This window comes from Levilactobacillus spicheri DSM 15429, assembly GCF_001435095.1.
In the GTDB taxonomy this organism is placed as follows: Bacteria; Bacillota; Bacilli; order Lactobacillales; family Lactobacillaceae; genus Levilactobacillus; species Levilactobacillus spicheri.
This window is the reverse complement of record NZ_AZFC01000026.1, coordinates 34,318-50,046: the sequence shown is the minus strand read 5'-3', so window position 1 is coordinate 50,046 and position 15,729 is coordinate 34,318. Positions and strand designations below refer to the sequence as shown.

14 protein-coding genes are annotated in these 15,729 nt (G+C 54.0%); 12 read left to right on the top strand and 2 right to left on the bottom strand.

Annotated features, from left to right (window positions below; translation table 11 throughout):
- Positions 1 to 115 precede the first annotated feature (115 nt).
- The 5 genes from FD37_RS13035 to FD37_RS07965 all read left to right on the top strand — a co-directional run bounded on the left by FD37_RS13035 (position 116) and on the right by FD37_RS07965 (position 6,190).
- The gene (locus FD37_RS13035; RefSeq protein ID WP_056964665.1) at positions 116 to 1,531 is read left to right on the top strand and encodes a collagen binding domain-containing protein; all 1,416 of its coding nucleotides are present in this window, start codon (positions 116 to 118) and stop codon (positions 1,529 to 1,531) included.
- A gap of 206 nt (positions 1,532 to 1,737) precedes the next feature.
- Positions 1,738 to 3,276, top strand: a complete 1,539-nt coding sequence (locus FD37_RS07980; protein ID WP_056964663.1) for a multicopper oxidase family protein — start codon at positions 1,738 to 1,740, stop codon at positions 3,274 to 3,276.
- A 136-nt stretch (positions 3,277 to 3,412) separates the two neighbouring features.
- Positions 3,413 to 4,102, top strand: a complete 690-nt coding sequence (locus FD37_RS07975; protein WP_056964661.1) for a Fic family protein — start codon at positions 3,413 to 3,415, stop codon at positions 4,100 to 4,102.
- A 396-nt stretch (positions 4,103 to 4,498) separates the two neighbouring features.
- Positions 4,499 to 5,329: an Ig-like domain-containing protein gene (locus FD37_RS07970; protein WP_056964659.1), complete on the top strand. Its 831-nt coding sequence runs from the start codon at positions 4,499 to 4,501 to the stop codon at positions 5,327 to 5,329.
- Positions 5,330 to 5,365: 36 nt separating this feature from the next.
- Complete coding sequence (locus tag FD37_RS07965) at positions 5,366 to 6,190, top strand: Ig-like domain-containing protein (protein ID WP_056964657.1); 825 nt, start codon at positions 5,366 to 5,368, stop codon at positions 6,188 to 6,190.
- A gap of 522 nt (positions 6,191 to 6,712) precedes the next feature.
- Here the strand turns inward: FD37_RS07965 and FD37_RS07960 are convergent.
- Complete coding sequence (locus FD37_RS07960) at positions 6,713 to 7,054, bottom strand: ArsR/SmtB family transcription factor (RefSeq protein ID WP_045807382.1); 342 nt, start codon at positions 7,052 to 7,054, stop codon at positions 6,713 to 6,715.
- 235 nt (positions 7,055 to 7,289) lie between these two features.
- Between FD37_RS07960 and FD37_RS07955 the strand changes: the two genes are divergently transcribed.
- From FD37_RS07955 to FD37_RS07945, 3 genes are all read left to right on the top strand, one after another.
- On the top strand, positions 7,290 to 8,291 hold the full coding sequence (locus tag FD37_RS07955; protein WP_045807383.1) for a LacI family DNA-binding transcriptional regulator: 1,002 nt from the start codon (positions 7,290 to 7,292) through the stop codon (positions 8,289 to 8,291).
- A 285-nt stretch (positions 8,292 to 8,576) separates the two neighbouring features.
- Entirely contained in the window at positions 8,577 to 9,971 is a 1,395-nt protein-coding gene (locus tag FD37_RS07950; protein WP_082078037.1) for an SLC45 family MFS transporter, read from the top strand.
- Between the two features lie 37 nt (positions 9,972 to 10,008).
- Positions 10,009 to 11,679, top strand: a complete 1,671-nt coding sequence (locus FD37_RS07945; RefSeq protein WP_056964655.1) for a glycoside hydrolase family 13 protein — start codon at positions 10,009 to 10,011, stop codon at positions 11,677 to 11,679.
- Between the two features lie 136 nt (positions 11,680 to 11,815).
- Here the strand turns inward: FD37_RS07945 and FD37_RS07940 are convergent, their stop codons facing one another.
- Positions 11,816 to 13,555, bottom strand: a complete 1,740-nt coding sequence (locus FD37_RS07940; protein ID WP_056964653.1) for a phosphatase PAP2 family protein — start codon at positions 13,553 to 13,555, stop codon at positions 11,816 to 11,818.
- Positions 13,556 to 13,901: 346 nt separating this feature from the next.
- Here FD37_RS07940 and FD37_RS07935 point away from each other — a divergent pair, with 346 nt between their 5' ends.
- The 4 genes from FD37_RS07935 to FD37_RS07920 are packed head-to-tail and all read left to right on the top strand — an operon-like array spanning position 13,902 to position 15,674.
- Positions 13,902 to 14,090, top strand: coding sequence for a helix-turn-helix transcriptional regulator (locus FD37_RS07935; RefSeq protein WP_045807385.1), 189 nt, complete (start codon positions 13,902 to 13,904; stop codon positions 14,088 to 14,090).
- A gap of 2 nt (positions 14,091 to 14,092) precedes the next feature.
- The gene (locus FD37_RS07930; RefSeq protein WP_056964651.1) at positions 14,093 to 14,623 is read left to right on the top strand and encodes a DUF3278 domain-containing protein; all 531 of its coding nucleotides are present in this window, start codon (positions 14,093 to 14,095) and stop codon (positions 14,621 to 14,623) included.
- 33 nt (positions 14,624 to 14,656) lie between these two features.
- Positions 14,657 to 15,184: a DUF3278 domain-containing protein gene (locus FD37_RS07925; protein WP_056964649.1), complete on the top strand. Its 528-nt coding sequence runs from the start codon at positions 14,657 to 14,659 to the stop codon at positions 15,182 to 15,184.
- 16 nt (positions 15,185 to 15,200) lie between these two features.
- On the top strand, positions 15,201 to 15,674 hold the full coding sequence (locus FD37_RS07920) for a DUF3278 domain-containing protein (protein WP_056964647.1): 474 nt from the start codon (positions 15,201 to 15,203) through the stop codon (positions 15,672 to 15,674).
- Positions 15,675 to 15,729: the final 55 nt, after the last annotated feature.

Sequence of the window (15,729 nt, the reverse complement as noted above, 5' to 3'; positions counted from 1 at the left end):
CCCGGGCTCCCGCTTGCGGGAGCCCTTTTTCTGTGTCAAATCCCGAGAACAGGTGGTATCACGGCGAAATGGCGCGTATACTCAAGTGTGAAAGTTGTTTAAGGAGGAGACCATTATGAAGAAAAATCGTCAAGTATTAAAATGGCTGATCCTGATGGTTGGTGCACTCGTGGTAATGTTCGTCGGACAACGAACGTTGACTGCTCAGGCGGCATCGATCGACGGTAGCTCATACGTGACGTCGGCCAAAGTGACCAACGGCCCAGACTTTAAGCCGGGAGATACCATTGATGTCAATTATGTTTTAGAATTCGGGGACACACCTTTACATAGCGGTGATGTGATTACGATTCCATTACCAGATAACTTAAAATCCGCTAAGACGGATACGTTTAACATCTACACCCCTGATGGTAAAACGGTTATTGGCACAGCACAGGTGTCCAAGGGGGGGCAAACTGTCGAAGTGACCCTTAACGATAAGGCTGAGGGCATGAGCAACAAGAACCTTGAATTGAACCTGGCCACCAAGTATAACGGCGATGAGTATGGTGAGCAGGACGTGAACTTTCCCAATAACCACGACGATGAAATTAATATCATCCCCAATGAGGCGAACCTTTCCAAAAAGGGGACCCTGCAAGATGATAATACCGTTAAGTGGACGGTCTTGGTCAACCGCCAAGCATTGACGATGGAGAACGTCAAGGTCACGGATATCATCGGTGATAATCAGACCATGATCAAAGACGTGACGGTCTCAACGGCTCACTGGACGGGGCAGAATAGTTACAAGCGAGACGAAACGTTAACGGAAGGTCAGAAATACACCGTGACCTACACCGATAAAGGGTTTGACATGGCATTCAACGGCACAATCGATAGTATGATTGCGATTGATTATTACACAACGATTGATGATCCATCCGTTATTCATGATGGGTACGTTTTCCGAAACGAAGCCGAGATGACCTGGGGTGGTGGCACCTCGGGCGGCTCAAACAAAGAAGTCGCCAATGGTAAGGTATCTACCACGGGTAAAAATACAGGGTCCGGAAGTGGAAACAACAATGGAACCGATATTGACGAACCGGATCCAGAGCCGACACCAAATCCGGAACCAGAACCGGAACCAACGCCGAACCCAGAGCCGACACCAAATCCGGAGCCGACACCAAATCCAGAACCAACGCCGGATCCAAAACCGACACCGAACCCGGAACCTAAGCCAGATCCGGATGTCGATGAAAACGGAACGGATGGAGAAGAGACTGGTGAAGAGACTGGTGAAGAGTCTGGCCAAGAGGCAGCTACTAACGATAAGCAGACGCCTACGGATGACACCAAGACCAATACGACGGCCAAGGCGAGTCAACCCGCTGGACGTGCGCAAGCTATTTCGCAGTCCAACCGGCGCAATCACACCGGTAAATTGCCTCAAACCAACGAAGCCCGTTCCTGGGCGCGCGTGGCCGGACTGGGCTTGTTGACCAGTATGTTGGCCCTCGCAGCCGGACGGCGGTTCTTCTAAGCACCCCCGTTTTATCCAAAAATAACAGCGCTCACCGGTCTCCCGTTCAGTAACGGGGCGACCGGTGAGCTTTTTGCGTGGTGACGAGGCGGTTTCACAAGGCAATTAATGACGACTTTTTTCGGGACGTGCCCCGACCAATAAACTGCGGTATGATGGAGATGGAATCGAAATCATTTAGTTTGTAGAAGGGGAGTCTCATACGCATGACAAAACCAACTTACACTGATTATTTCTTTGACGAGCCCGCGTTCAACACGCACGATGGTGGCTACGTTCCGCTCGAGGAACCCCAGACGCCACAACAACCGCTGCGAATCCCGCCCCTGCTGAAGCCGGACAAGGAGACCGCCACCGACACCTACTACACGGTCGAGGCGCAGGCCGGCGAGACCCAGCTGTTGCCGGGCAAGAAGACGCAGACCTGGGGCTACAACACCACGCTACTGGGGCAGACCCTGGTCTTCGCGAAGGGCAAGCGGATGCACATCGACCTGAAGAACAGCCTGCCCGAGCTGACCACCTTCCACTGGCACGGGTTAAACGTTCCGGGGCCGTACACCGATGGTGGCTGCCATGCACCCGTTTACCCGGGAGAGACCCGGCACATCGACTTTACGGTCGACCAACCGGCCGCAACGCTGTGGCTGCACGCCCACCCGTGTCCTTCCACGGCCGAACAGGTCTGGCACGGCCTGGCCGGCATGGTGCTGGTCACCGACCAGACGGAGGCCAAGTTGCCGTTCCCACGCAACTACGGGGTCGACGACATTCCGTTGGTCTTACAGGACCGGCGTTTCCATGACGACAACCAGTGGGACTACAACGCCGACTACGATCCCGATGGGGTCCAGGGGCCCACGCCGATGATCAACGGGACCATCAATCCGTACTTCGACGTGACCACCCAACGGATTCGCTTGCGGATCTTAGACGGGGCCAACCGGCGCGAATGGCGGCTACACTTTAGCCATGACCTGCCATTTACCCAGGTAGCGTCCGATGGCGGGGTCCTGCCCGAACCCGTGCGCTTCACGCACCTGATGCTGACCTGTGCCGAACGGGCGGAGATTATCGTCGATTTCGGTAGCGTTCAGCCCGGTGAGACCGTCACGCTGTACAGCGACGATGTGCCCATCGTGCGTTTCCGCATCCACGATTACCAGCGTGAGGACGTGCAGTTGCCGGACCACCTGGTCGATATTCCGGACCCAGCCGTGACGCCGGGCATGCCGGTACGCAAGGTCGTCATGTCGGGGATGGACGAACAGGTCATGATCGATGGCAAGAAGTTCGCCATGCAACGGATCGACGCGAAGCAGCAGGTGGGCAACGTAGAACTCTGGGACGTCACCAACACCAATGACATGGATGGCGGCATGGTCCACCCGTACCACATGCATGGGACGCAATTCCTGGTCGTGTCGCGGAACGGCCACGCGCCGTACCCGAACGAACACGGCTTCAAGGATACCGTCGGGGTCAATCCGGGTGAAACGGTCCGCTTGAAGGTCTGGTTCGATAAGCCGGGCATCTTCATGTACCACTGCCACATCATTGAGCACGAGGATGGCGGGATGATGGCCCAGATTCAGGCCTACGATCCCCAGGAACCGAATAAAAAGTATCAATTAATGGACATGGACACCCTGATGAACGCCGTCGCGGCCGAACGCGGCATCGACGTCAAGGACCTCCATCTGGCGGGCATGAGCTCGTACGAAAAGATGGGCATGGATATGTGATGCTTAGGGGACGGGGACGTGACGGTTGCCACGTCCCCGTTTTGTCCCTATTGAGCGCCCCCTCTCTTTTTCAATGAGTCCCACCGTTGTGTGGACTTGGAAAGGACGTGCGTTCACCGAGAGGAGAAATGTAAAGATGGATGAACAAGCGCGCTACCCCCACAGTCGGTACCACTTAAGCCCGTTGGCCCAACGCCAGCTGGTCATCCGCAACCAGGTGCCCTTGGTGGCCATGCTGGCCCAGCTGGAGGGGGCGACCCCGGACTTTAACCAGGTCAATCGACTCCTGACAGGGCGCCTGGTCAACGCGACGCTGACGTCCCGGGTCACCCAACAGCTCCTGAACCTGCGGACTGCCGTGGCCTTCATCACCAGCTCACCCCAGGGGTTCGACCTCCTGACGTTCGGCCACATCAACGACCTCGCGACCGAGGGGATTGGCCTCAACGGCGGGGAGCTGCGGACCCTCCCGTTGGCCGACGTCGGCCAGCAATCGGTCCAGTGGCCGGTGCCCCAGGCCGACCAGGTTCAGCGTGACCTGGTCGATCTGCGCTTACAGCACACGGACTACACCGACCGGGCGGTGCACGCGTTGGCCTACATCTTGCGTCACCAGTTGTACCGGGACGGCAACACCGCCACGGCCTGGTTGGTGGCCAACCAACTCCTGTTGAAGCGCGGCGCGGGCCTCTTGTTGCTGACGCCGGATCAGCTGGCCGAGTACCAGTGGTCGGCGGCCAACTTCTACCGCAAGCCCGACGCCACCGAGACTTTCTGTCAGTGGCTCTACCGCAATGCGTTGCGTGGGCCGGAAGACTTAGCATGATTTGAAACGGGTCACGGACGATTACGCGTTCGTGGCCCGTTTCACGTGTGGGCGGAGACGTCAGCTTTCATCAAAATAATTATTAAAACTGCGTTGGGCCGCCGTGATGGGGGCAACCCTTGGGCGCCAAGGGTTGGGACCATGTCCGGAAGTGGCAGCCTTTGCGGTGGGGGCCGCTGATCACGGCGGAATTGCGAAACTGGTCTAACCGGTTTAGACCAATTGTCACGCGAATGGAAGCGCTCAGCTGACGGGGTGAAGCACCGGGGGCTCTGTATTAATAGGCTTATAACTGGTGAGACTGGGCGAAGCGATTCTGGGGCCGATAAATGGTGCACAATCGATCTGGGTGATATGCTTTTCCCGTAACAGAGATTAGCTTTCGGGGAGGACATTATGCAGGAATATCAACGGGCATTACTGATCGTCGCAGCGGGGGTCACCATCGGTCTCATGGGGTCGGCGGGAACGGCGAATGCCAAGCAGCGTCAGGTGAAGCCGCTCAGTCAGGTGCGGGTCACGGCGACGATGGTCCAGGGCCGGACGACGAAGGGCGCCCGGGTGACGGTGCTGACCCACGCCAACCGGGTCCTGGGACACGCTAAGGCGAACCAGCAAGGACGGTTCAAGGTGCGGGTCCACCGAAGTGTCCAACGGGTGCCCTTCAAGCTGAAGGTGACCAAGAAGGGCTACCTGCCACGCACGGCGGGCTACCACTGGACGTCCCAGCCGGCAAAACCAACGGTAACGGGGAGTAGTGCCACGACCGGGACCGGGCACCCGACGATGGTCGCGAGCCCGACGACGGGGACGACCACAACGTCGACGCCGGTGGCGAGTCCGGCCCCGACTGGCAACACCTCGACGGCCTGGATCACTTGGGCCCAACGCCGGGTGGCCACCCTCAAGGGGCAGCTGGCCACGACGGAACAGCAGTTGACCCAGGAACGGGCGCACCGGCAGATCGTGGCGGCCGAACTCACGGACGTACGGGAGGACCTGGCAAGTGCCAAGCGCCGGGCCGCGGCCTTCGATGGCCAGACCACCGTGGCGGCCCTGGACGCCCGCGACGAGGTTCACTGGCTGGAAGTCGAGCTGGTCGCCCGTATTCGCCGGGATGGCGACAGCGCCAAGCGGCTCCAGTCCCTGCAACAACAACGTAACCAGCTGGTTCAGACGATTAAGGGATTGCAGCAGAAGTTGAAGGGCTTGGCGACCAAGGGGTAGTTTAAATTAAATAAATGGTATTTGGGGGAAATAGAGATGGAATCACGTTACAAAATTCTAATGGCTGTCGCAATAGGAATGATTGTGGGAGTTGTTGGAAGTCCGGCAGTGCATGGTCATGCTAAGAAAAAACAAGTTGCTCGAGTTACTCAAGTTCGGGTTACAGCGAAGAAGGTTCAAGGGAAAACGACAAAAGGTGCGAAAGTCGTGGTTCTGACGACGAAAAATCGAATCTTGGGTCAGGGGGAGGCCACATCTAAGGGGGCCTTTACGATTAAAGTCCGTAAAAACTTGAAAAAAGCGACGTTTAAATTTAAAGTTACGAAAAAGGGGTATGTTTCGCGAACAACGGTACATAAATATAAACTACCGCAGAAACCAGTCGTTACAAATCCTGTGGCTCCAGAGGTGGAGAAGCCGACTTCTCATCCTAATAATGGGCAACAATTAGTCACCGCACCCTCAGGTTCAAAACCGGTCGATCAGAAGACTAAAAAGATTTTAATTCGGTGGGCCAAGGATAAAATTGCTGACGCTGAGATGAATCTTCAGAAGGCAAATGAGGCTTTGGAAGAACTGATTAAATATCAACAAAATTATTTTGGAGACATGACCTGGTATGAAGAGCAATTACGAGAAAAAGAAGTTCGGCTTGACGGACTTAATGACCAGAAAGATAGCGACGCGTATAAACGGGCTAAGGAAGACTTGGAACAGGCGAGAGTAACTCTCGCTAAAGTGGCAGAGGGTTACATAACATATTACAAGGACTATGAAGAAGCCCACCAATTAATAGCTGAAAGACAACAAGAACTGAATTCCCGAAAACAAGACTTGGCTAATCTATTGTCTGAAATTTAGCCATTACAAAAGCTACCTAGTTATTTACGTTAGGTAGCTTTTTTCTGTCATCTAGAGATACCATTAAATAGTACATAATTAAATGTTTCAGAGGAGACCTGATCTGGTGCATAATGAAAAATAGGGCTTAGATTGTCTAACAGGGATAATCAGAAGATTGAGAACTAAAGAGATTGTGGGGGATGATTGTACTTATGAAAGCACAACAAAAATACGAAGGATTTCCGAAATGGTTTAACTATTTTCAACGCTTGTAGGGGTCGTCGTGATGCTAGATATCCTGGCACCCAGTAATGTCTTTGGAACAGCCCTTGAGGTCATTATCTTTTTAATGGTCGGAGTGTACGTGATTGCTGGAGGAATCATTCTGATTACCAAAGCTTATCATCACTAATAATTGGGTCAATGACTGTGTTCGGCCAGAAGCTAAATTCTTCAAGATACCTAGGTTTGAATCTTCAAAACATTTTAAAAAATCGCTAACCGGCCAGCTATGGCGATTAGCGATTTTTAGGTTGCGGTTCAATCGTGATGGCGTTCCCCGCGCATCACGTGGTTGGCATGGGCGAGCCCTTCGTTGACGATATCCAGGATGTGGGGATCGTCGAGGCGGTAGTAGCTTTGCTTGCCGACCCGGCGCACGGCGACCAGCTGATCCTTTTTGAGGAGGGCTAATTGGTGGGAGACCACGGACTGTTCGACGCCCAGCAGCTGGCTGAGGTCCCCCACGTTGAGCTCACGTTGCTCTAAGAGGTAGAGCAGCTGCATCCGCGTGGCGTTGCTGAGAAGCTTAAAAATGGTTTGCGAGGTCTTGAGCGCTTGCTCCGGGATGAACTGAAGCGAATCGGCGGAAACTTCGGGCATGGTTAGCGACTCCTTTCTGAGACGGTGGTGGGTGACCCGATGGTGGGGTCCCTCACGAGTTTCGACCTCTCTATTTTAAGCGCTCGGTGCCGCGGCGTAAAGTTTTCGCTCCGCTTACCGGGGATGTCGTGAGAAAAGCGACGATTTAATGCAGGCGTGGAAATGCATTGTCAGTAACGCCTTTAAAACGGTAGAATAAAGATAACCACCCGCAAAATCAAGGAAGGTGACGAGATTGAGTGTGACAATCAAGGATATTGCCAAGGCTGCGGGCGTTTCACCAGGGACGGTCTCGCGAGTTCTAGCGAATAAGGCGGAATTTTTTAGCGCCAAGACCGCGCGGAAGGTCCGTTCGGTGGCCCAAGAATTGGGGTATCGTAAGAATACGGCTGCGGCGGAACTAGTGACCCGGCAAAGCCATGATTTAGCCGTTATCGTGAACACAACTAAAACCAATTTTGCGAATCATATTATCGAGGGCATTCAGGAGACCGCGTTCCCTGCCGGGTTGAATGTCATTATGCTATATGCAGGGGATACGAACTCTGAGCAACAACGTCGGGCTTTAAACACGGTGATTGAGCGGTCTGTACGCGGGATCTTGCTGTTATCACTAGAATTGGACCCAGAAAATTTGACGCTATTACAGTCCACACAAATTCCCTATTGTTTTCTATCAATTTCTTTTCAAGGGCCGCAGTCGCCGTTTATTACCTCAGACGATTGGCAAGTAGGCTATCAGGCGACTAAGTACCTATTAGCACAGGGGCACCGGCAAATTGGACTAGCAGCTGTAGATACTCAGACGTCAATTACCGGCAAGCTCCGGGTAGCGGGTTATCAGCAGGCGTTGCGGGAAGCAGGAGTGGCCTCCAGCCCCCACTGGATTCATCCGGGGGACTACAGCTATGCCGCTGGACAGGCGGCGATGCAGTCCTATGGCCGACAGCCGGAAGTCTCAGCGGTCTTAGCCGGCAGTGACATGGCGGCAATTGGGGTCATGAATCAAGCCCGCATGCTGGGTTTGACGGTTCCGAGTGATTTGTCGGTGATGAGCATTGATGGCACGGAACTTTGTGATATTGTACAACCGCAGATAACCAGTTTGACCCAAAGCTTTTACGATATGGGCGTCGCAGGGGTTCAGCATCTGTTGGCGAAAGACACGCCCACAGTACAGACCTACACGCCCATTCAAGTGATTGAGCGCGATAGTGTCATGAAGCGGATTCCCTGATCAACGTTAAATTCCTCCAGAAAATAAGACTGTTCGGTCTTAAATTCTTGGAGGTTTTTTTGTGGCCATTTTTGAAAACCATCATTTTTTTATGATGAATGGGTTCCAAGCGGGGAGCCTTGAGCGCGTAAGTGGGACGAAAATAAGAGCCTGTTGATGATTTACACAAACGTTTGGGTTGCTGTATCTAAGCTATTGCAAACGTTTGTGCTACGTGATAGGATAACCAATGTAGTAAGCGCTTACAAATCGATCGTTATTTATGAAACCTTGGGAGGGAACATTATGAAGGCTAGTAGCATCGCTCAAACGGATGCTGTTGCGACACCCGAAGAACCAAAAGCAAAGCACCATTTGCCATCATTACGATTAAGTACGATTTTTGCGATGACTTTTGGTTTCTTCGGCGTTAACATGGCATTTTCTCTGCAACAATCACAGCTTGGACGGATTTTTCAAACGATTGGGACGGACCCTAATAAGCTTGGATTCTTCTTCATTTTGCCGCCGTTAGCTGGGATGGTGATTCAGCCATTGATTGGGAAGTATTCCGATAAGACTTGGAATCGCTTTGGTCGGCGAATGCCCTACTTGTTGATTGGGGCACCGGCTGCCGCCATTGTCTTGATTCTTTTGCCGAATGCGGGGTCCTTTGGATTCGGTTACGGCTCAGCGGCTGCCCTTTGGTTTGCCGCTATTGCAACGCTGTTTATGGATCTGACGTCGAACGTTTGCATGCAACCGTTCAAGATGGTGATCGGGGACATGGTGAACGAAGACCAGAAGGACTTGGCCTGGTCATGGCAACAATCTTTCTCCAACCTCGGGGGTGTCGTGGCGACGATGGTTCCGTTCGTTTTAGCGGCGTTTGGAATCGCCAACGTGGCACCGAAGGGTGAAGTTCCGATGACCGTGAAGATTGCCTTTTACTTAGCGGCGATTGTATTGCTCTTAACGTCGATTATCACGATTATCAAAGTTCATGAGTATGATCCCGATACTTACGCCGATTACCACAACCTGGACACGACTAAGAAGGTTAAGCAACCTAGTCTGTGGGAGTTATTAAAGACGGCGCCCAAGGTTTTCTGGGAAATCTCCGTTGTTCAATTCTTTACCTGGTTCGCTATTCTGTATTCCTGGACCTACGCAACGGGTGCCATCTCGTTGAACGTTTGGAATACCAGTAATTCTGCTTCGGCGGGGTATCAAGCGGCTGGTAATTGGTATGGGGTGCTGACCTGCATTCAATCCATTGCCGCTGTCCTTTGGGGATTATTGGTCCAAGCACATACCAAACCCAGCCATCGTAAGTTGTGGTATCAGATTGGGTTGTTAGCGGGTGCCGTTGGCTTTATTTCCATCTTCTTCGTTCACAACAAGTGGTTGCTGATTATTCCGTTTATCTTGATTGGCATTACTTACTTGACCATGAACACCCAGCCGTTTACGTTGCTGACGGAAGCACTGGACGGGCAAAATGAAGGGTCTTATCTCGGATTGTTCAACTGCAGTATCTGCCTACCCCAAATTTGTGCCTCAATTGCCAGTTTCTGGATTTTCCCGTGGGTTGGTCACTCCATGCCAGCGATGTTCTTAGTCGGTGGTGGTTCGCTGGTCTTAGCGGCCCTGAGTGTCCGGTTGATTCACTCGAAGTTTGATGGTCAGGCCAAAGCCTGAGTTAGATGAATCGTTGATTTTTTGGGAGGTTATATAATTGGCTCGTTCAAAGTGGTTTCAGGATTCTGTTGTTTATCAAATTTATCCACAAAGTTTTCAAGACAGTAATGGTGACGGAATCGGTGATTTAGCGGGTATCACCCAACGGCTGGATTACCTGCAAAAGTTGGGAGTGGATGTTCTGTGGTTGAACCCGATCTATCGGTCACCGTTGAAGGATAATGGGTATGATATTGCCGATTATAAGGCGATTAACCCACAATACGGGACCATGGCCGATTTCGATCAGTTATTGGCGGAGACCCATCGACACGGGATGAAGCTTTTGATGGACCTGGTGGTGAACCATACGTCTGATCAAAATGCTTGGTTCCAGGAAAGTAAGTCGTCTAAAGACAACCCCTACGCAGACTATTACATTTGGCGGGACCCTGTCGATGGCCACGAGCCGAATAACTGGGGAGCGGCCTTTGGCGGGTCCGCCTGGACGTTTGTCCCGGCACGGGGACAGTACTATTTGCACCTGTTTGCGCCTGGTCAGCCCGATCTTAATTGGGAAAATCCCGATGTCCGGAATGCTGTTTGGGATATCATGCGTTTTTGGTTGGATAAGGGAGTCAACGGGTTCCGGATGGACGTTATCAATTTGATCTCAAAGCCTGCCGGATTACCCGATGCGCCGGCGCCCGCCAACTACGCGACGGTCGAAAAGATGGTCGCTGATGGCCCTAAGCTAAACGATTATTTACATGAAATGAACGATCAAGTCTTATCCCATTATGATGTCATGACGGTTGGGGAAATGCCAAGTTCCACACCGGAAGATGCGATTCAATACACGGGATTGAACAGTCACGAATTGAATATGGTTTTCCAGTTCCAACACGTGACCTTAAGTCCTAATCCGGATAAACGGCTGGCCAAGTGGAATGACCAACCCGTTAAGCTAACGGACCTCAAGCAAGCCTTGGGACGGTGGCAAAAAGCGCTGGATGGCAAGGGATGGAACAGTCTTTATTGGAACAATCATGACCAACCACGAGCCGTTTCTCGCTTTGGCGATGACCGGCCAGAGTTCCGCGTTCGTTCGGCGAAGGCACTGGGTACCACGTTACACATGTTGCAAGGGACGCCGTACGTGTACGAAGGTGAAGAGCTGGGGATGACGAACGTGCATTACACCAAGTTGAGCCAGTACGAGGACCTCGAATCAATTAACTTCTATCATGAATTGGTCGAACAGAAGAAGTTGGTTGATGGGCCGACCATGTTGAAGTATCTGGCCCATATGTCGCGGGACAACGCGCGGACACCGATGCAGTGGGATGCAACGCCCAATGCTGGTTTTACCGCTGGGACGCCATGGTTTGACTTGAATCCTAACTACACGCAAATCAATGCTAAAGCGGCGTTGGCCGACCAAAGTTCTGTCTTTTACTACTACCAAAAATTGATTAAGTTACGGCATGAGACGGCGGTCATTCGTTACGGAACCTATGAAGAAGTCGACCCAGATGACGATGAAGTCTTTACCTTCCGCCGGCATTATCAAGGCCAGACGTTATTAGTGATGACGAACTTTACGGATCAGACCGTTCAGCGGGACTACCAACAGGCTACGGCGAACGAGTTGTTGATCAGTAACTACGATGACGATCAAGGCCAAACTTTACGCCCGTATGAGAGTAAGGTCTACCTGTTCAAGTGATGGCTAAATGGTTGAAAAAATCGCACCAAAACCCTTATCGGTTTCTGGCGCGATTTTTGTGTTTCTGTCGACTCAGTCCAGACTGTCATCCGCTTATGCAAAAACAGGGCCCCGCTGCCGGGACCCTGTTGGGTGATTAGTGGACCAGTTCGAGGCTGTGTTGGTGGTACTTGACGTGCCAGCCCTTCGGCAGACCCTTCACGTGGGCGAAGGTGCCTTGGTGCTTGGTAAAGGTGATGAGCTTCTGGTGGTTCTTGACGCCCTTGACGCCGCTCAGCTTCAGGGTACCGGCCAGTTGGGCGCGCCCGTGGATCTTCACGGCCGTGGCCTTCGTGACCTTTAAGGCCAGCGTGCCGCGCTTGGCTTGTTGGAACCCGTGAGCCAACTTGATTGGCGTCGTGGTCCGGACCGTGCCGGCCTGCACGGCCAACTTACCGGTTCCGGCGGCTTGCGGTGCGGCTAAGGTCAGCTGACCCCCCTTGAGGGCGATACCGCCGGTGAAGCGGTTCTTTCCGGCCAGCGTGAGGGCCCCGGAGCCGGTCTTGACCAACTGACCGCGGCCGGAGATGGCGTTGCGCCAAGTGTCGCGGGCGTTGAAGCCGCCCTTGGCCGCGTTCATCTTCACGGTCGTCTTCTCGAGCAGCTTGCCGTAACCGTTGGCGGCGGAGAAGAGGTCTAAGCGGCCCCAACCCTCGGCGTCGTCCATCACGGGGTACCCGGAGTCAAAGCCGGTCGTGGCCAAGACGACGCGCCGTTGCTTGGCGCTCAGGTACGGTAACCGCGTTTCTAAGAGGACTTCGGCACCCTTGGGTACCCGCATGGCTTGGCCCTTCTTGCCGATTTGTGGCAAGCCGTAGGTCATTCGGTAACGGTAGTCCTTTTGGTTCTTCTGGTAGTTGGCAAAGTCGTCGTGGTGGTCGACCAACGAGCTCTTTTGCAGGTACTTGGAGTGGGCGTTCTGGTAAGCCCGTTGCTTCAGGGCGCGGTTAGCCGGGTCGTTCAAGACACTGGCGGCCACCGCGGACCCAATCATCCGACTGCCCATGACGGCCAGCGGCGTGTGCCGGCCGGCCAGTAACCGGTCGTAGCCCATTTCCGAGGAACGGGTCATTAATTGTTGGTACCGTTCGGGGAAGGCGTAGGCCAGGGCCGACCCGACCTCGAAGGCCGCCGTTCCGTGACCACTCGGGAAGTCGTAGTCGTTTTGCGGCGCGGTCGCCATCACGTTCACTAAGTAAGGGTTCGGTTTGACCGTGTTAGGACTTTGGCGGTAGGGCCGGACGTACTTGAAGATCTGCTTGACGACCCCGGTGTCACAGTAGGGGCCTTGACGTACCTGGCTGATCAGGTCGACCACGGGGCCCAGCTTGGATTGGGGATCGCCCCATTGCGCGGTACTCCACGGCGTGTCGCCGGGGATCGGCTTGGTCGGCATCTTGGGGTACCAGGTCTGGCTATTAGCGTTGTGCTTGAAGGCCTTCTCGTAAGGTCCCAAGCCGGAGAGCATGCCGTACGGTAGGGTTCGTTGGTCGGTGAAGAAGGAGCGTTCGACCTCGGCCTTGGTCCGGTTCTGGGTGGCCTTGGCCACGATGTTCATGCTTTGGTTCAGGATGGCGGGATTGCGCTTTTCTCCCGTGGGCGACCAGAGTTGAAAGAAGTTCGACAGCAGGCCCAGCCCCGGGTTCGTGGTTGGTTGGTCGTTTTCCTTGCGGTTCTCCTTGTAGTGGTCGACGTAGTAGCCGTACTTGGCCTGGTGCGGGGCAATCAGCGTATCGACGGTGCTGGCCTTCGCTTGGGTCAGGGGCGTCATGAGGGGGCATAAAACGAGGGCGGTAGCCAGGGTAGCACCCAGGCGGCGTTTCTGACGGGTTAACACGGGTTCATCAATTCCTCTCTGGTATGGGTCTTCAACGGTTGGTCGCGCGACAACCAGGCTTCGACAAGTGAAGCACTTGTTTTATTCTAAGGGAAGTGCCGGCCGATTTGGGCGACTTTACGATTCCTGTACAAACTCACGACGGAACCTTTACGCAATTATGAATAAGTCAATAAAACGGGGGTAAATTCGGGGATAACCGGCAAATCTGAAAATAAATTTGATCAAAACTGCCGTCGGGGAGCCGGCCCATGGTTAGTTGTGTCATATATAGTTGACTTCTATTGCACAGTTCGGTATTCTAAAGATGTCAATTATAAGTGACATATGAAATGGGGGAATCGTGGTGAACCGTGTCAAGGACTACCGGCTGCAGCGGGGCTGGTCCCAGCTCAAGTTGGCGACGGCCGTGGGGGTGGCCCGCCAGACCATCAATTTGATTGAAAATGGGAAGTACAATCCGTCGCTCAAGCTGTGTATCGGCATCGCCAAGGCCTTGGGAACGGACTTGAACACGTTATTCTGGGAGGAATGAACATGACGGAGAAGACAAGTTTAGCGGTGCGTTGCTTGAAGCACCTGTATGGCATTGACGGGGTCCTCGACGAGTATAAGCGGCACGAGATTAATCGCATTGGGAACAATGCTTTTATCCTGCTGACGGGTGGCCTGTTTTTGCTCGACCTGGTGGCCATCTTCGCGGCCGCGACGTATCCGAGCACGGACGTGTTGGTCGCGCTCTTGCTGGGACTACCGTTGAGCATCATGGGAGTCATGGTCTACGTCAGCTGGATGCTGCGGAAGCTGCGGTTAGACGACATCGAGGTGGCGCCGGCGGACCTGGGCCCGCGTTTGAAACGGCTACGCTGGCGCGCGCTGTTCGTGGGCGGGTACTTTGCGCTTTGGATGTTTCTGATGACGCTGGGGATGAACTGGTGGGTCGATGGCGTCAGCTTCGCGACCAGCCTGGCGACACTGAGCACATACCGGACCGCGGGGCTGGCCGGCCTGATCTTTGGCGTCTGGATGTACGGCGTGTGGCGGTTACGGGTCAAGGTCATTCGGTGATGCCGGCTAAAAATAAGGAGGAGGAGTCATAAAATGACTAACAAAGAGGCGCGCTGGGACTGGTGGTTGCGGCAGACCTTTGATATCGAAGGGGACATCGACGAACGGATGCGGGGCCAATTGAACCGGATTGCGAGTCACGCGTTCATCGTTCTACTGCACTATTTGTTACTGGTTTTCATGATTTGGGTGATTACTTTACTACGGCCGGAAGCGTCCCGAATAACGAGCGCGCTCGCCTGGCTGTCGGTGATCGTTGTGCTGGGGTTGGTGATGTATAATCAGCAGCAGGTCACCCGGTTGCGGTTGGACGTGATCGAGGTTCCGACCAGCGATTATCTGCGTAAGCTCATTAGCTTCCGGTGGAAGTCCGCCGGTCGGGGACTGGAGATGGGACTGCTGACCTGGGGCGTGTGGGGGCTGCAGAGTTGGGCCCATACCGGGGGAAACCTGTGGCCGCATCTGTGGGAATCCGAGCACCTGCTGTTAGCTGGAATTAATTGCGTGGTGTTTGCCTGGGGGCGGTACACGAACCTCCGGGCACGGCTGAAACGTGTGTGAGAGGGGGGAGGTATTGATGGCATCAACTGTTTTTAGATGGCTGTGTCAAATCATCTACGACGTGGACGGCGACCTGGATGAGTACCGGCGGCAGCAGGTGAACCACTTAGGAAATCAGGTAGCGGTCTTTCTCCTGACGACGTTTCTGGCCCTGGACCTCATTGTTTCGGTGCTGAGTCGGTGGGTCGCGGCGTCCACGAGCCTGACGATTTTGCTGCTGGCCAACCTACTGCTGGTTGTGATCGCTGACCGGTGGGTGAAACGGGTGGTCCGGCGCCGTGATCTGAACCGCCGGGATATCCCGGCGAGTGAATTACCCCAGCAGCTGCGGCGCGCCCGCCGACAGGGATTCTGGTACGGGGTGTGCATGGGGCTGTTACTGATTGCGATAGGCTGGCCGGTTGCGGAGCCGTTTTGGGGAGTGCTGGGCGGAATCACGGGCATCGACCGGTACCAGACGCTCAAGCAGCGGTTGCACGTCATGGCCTAACGACACGGAGGTCATACATATGGCAAAAAAGCATCGGTAAGTACCTCATGGGTTA

Excerpts from the sequence above, each read along its gene's own strand:
- FD37_RS13035 (WP_056964665.1), top strand. The coding sequence starts at position 116 with ATGAAGAAAAATCGTCAAGTATTAAAATGGCTGATCCTGATGGTTGGT.
- FD37_RS07980 (WP_056964663.1), top strand. The coding sequence starts at position 1,738 with ATGACAAAACCAACTTACACTGATTATTTCTTTGACGAGCCCGCGTTC.
- FD37_RS07975 (WP_056964661.1), top strand. The coding sequence starts at position 3,413 with ATGGATGAACAAGCGCGCTACCCCCACAGTCGGTACCACTTAAGCCCG.
- FD37_RS07970 (WP_056964659.1), top strand. The coding sequence starts at position 4,499 with ATGCAGGAATATCAACGGGCATTACTGATCGTCGCAGCGGGGGTCACC.
- FD37_RS07965 (WP_056964657.1), top strand. The coding sequence starts at position 5,366 with ATGGAATCACGTTACAAAATTCTAATGGCTGTCGCAATAGGAATGATT.
- FD37_RS07960 (WP_045807382.1), bottom strand. The coding sequence starts at position 7,054 with ATGCCCGAAGTTTCCGCCGATTCGCTTCAGTTCATCCCGGAGCAAGCG.
- FD37_RS07950 (WP_082078037.1), top strand. The coding sequence starts at position 8,577 with ATGAAGGCTAGTAGCATCGCTCAAACGGATGCTGTTGCGACACCCGAA.
- FD37_RS07930 (WP_056964651.1), top strand. The coding sequence starts at position 14,093 with ATGACGGAGAAGACAAGTTTAGCGGTGCGTTGCTTGAAGCACCTGTAT.
- FD37_RS07925 (WP_056964649.1), top strand. The coding sequence starts at position 14,657 with ATGACTAACAAAGAGGCGCGCTGGGACTGGTGGTTGCGGCAGACCTTT.
- FD37_RS07920 (WP_056964647.1), top strand. The coding sequence starts at position 15,201 with ATGGCATCAACTGTTTTTAGATGGCTGTGTCAAATCATCTACGACGTG.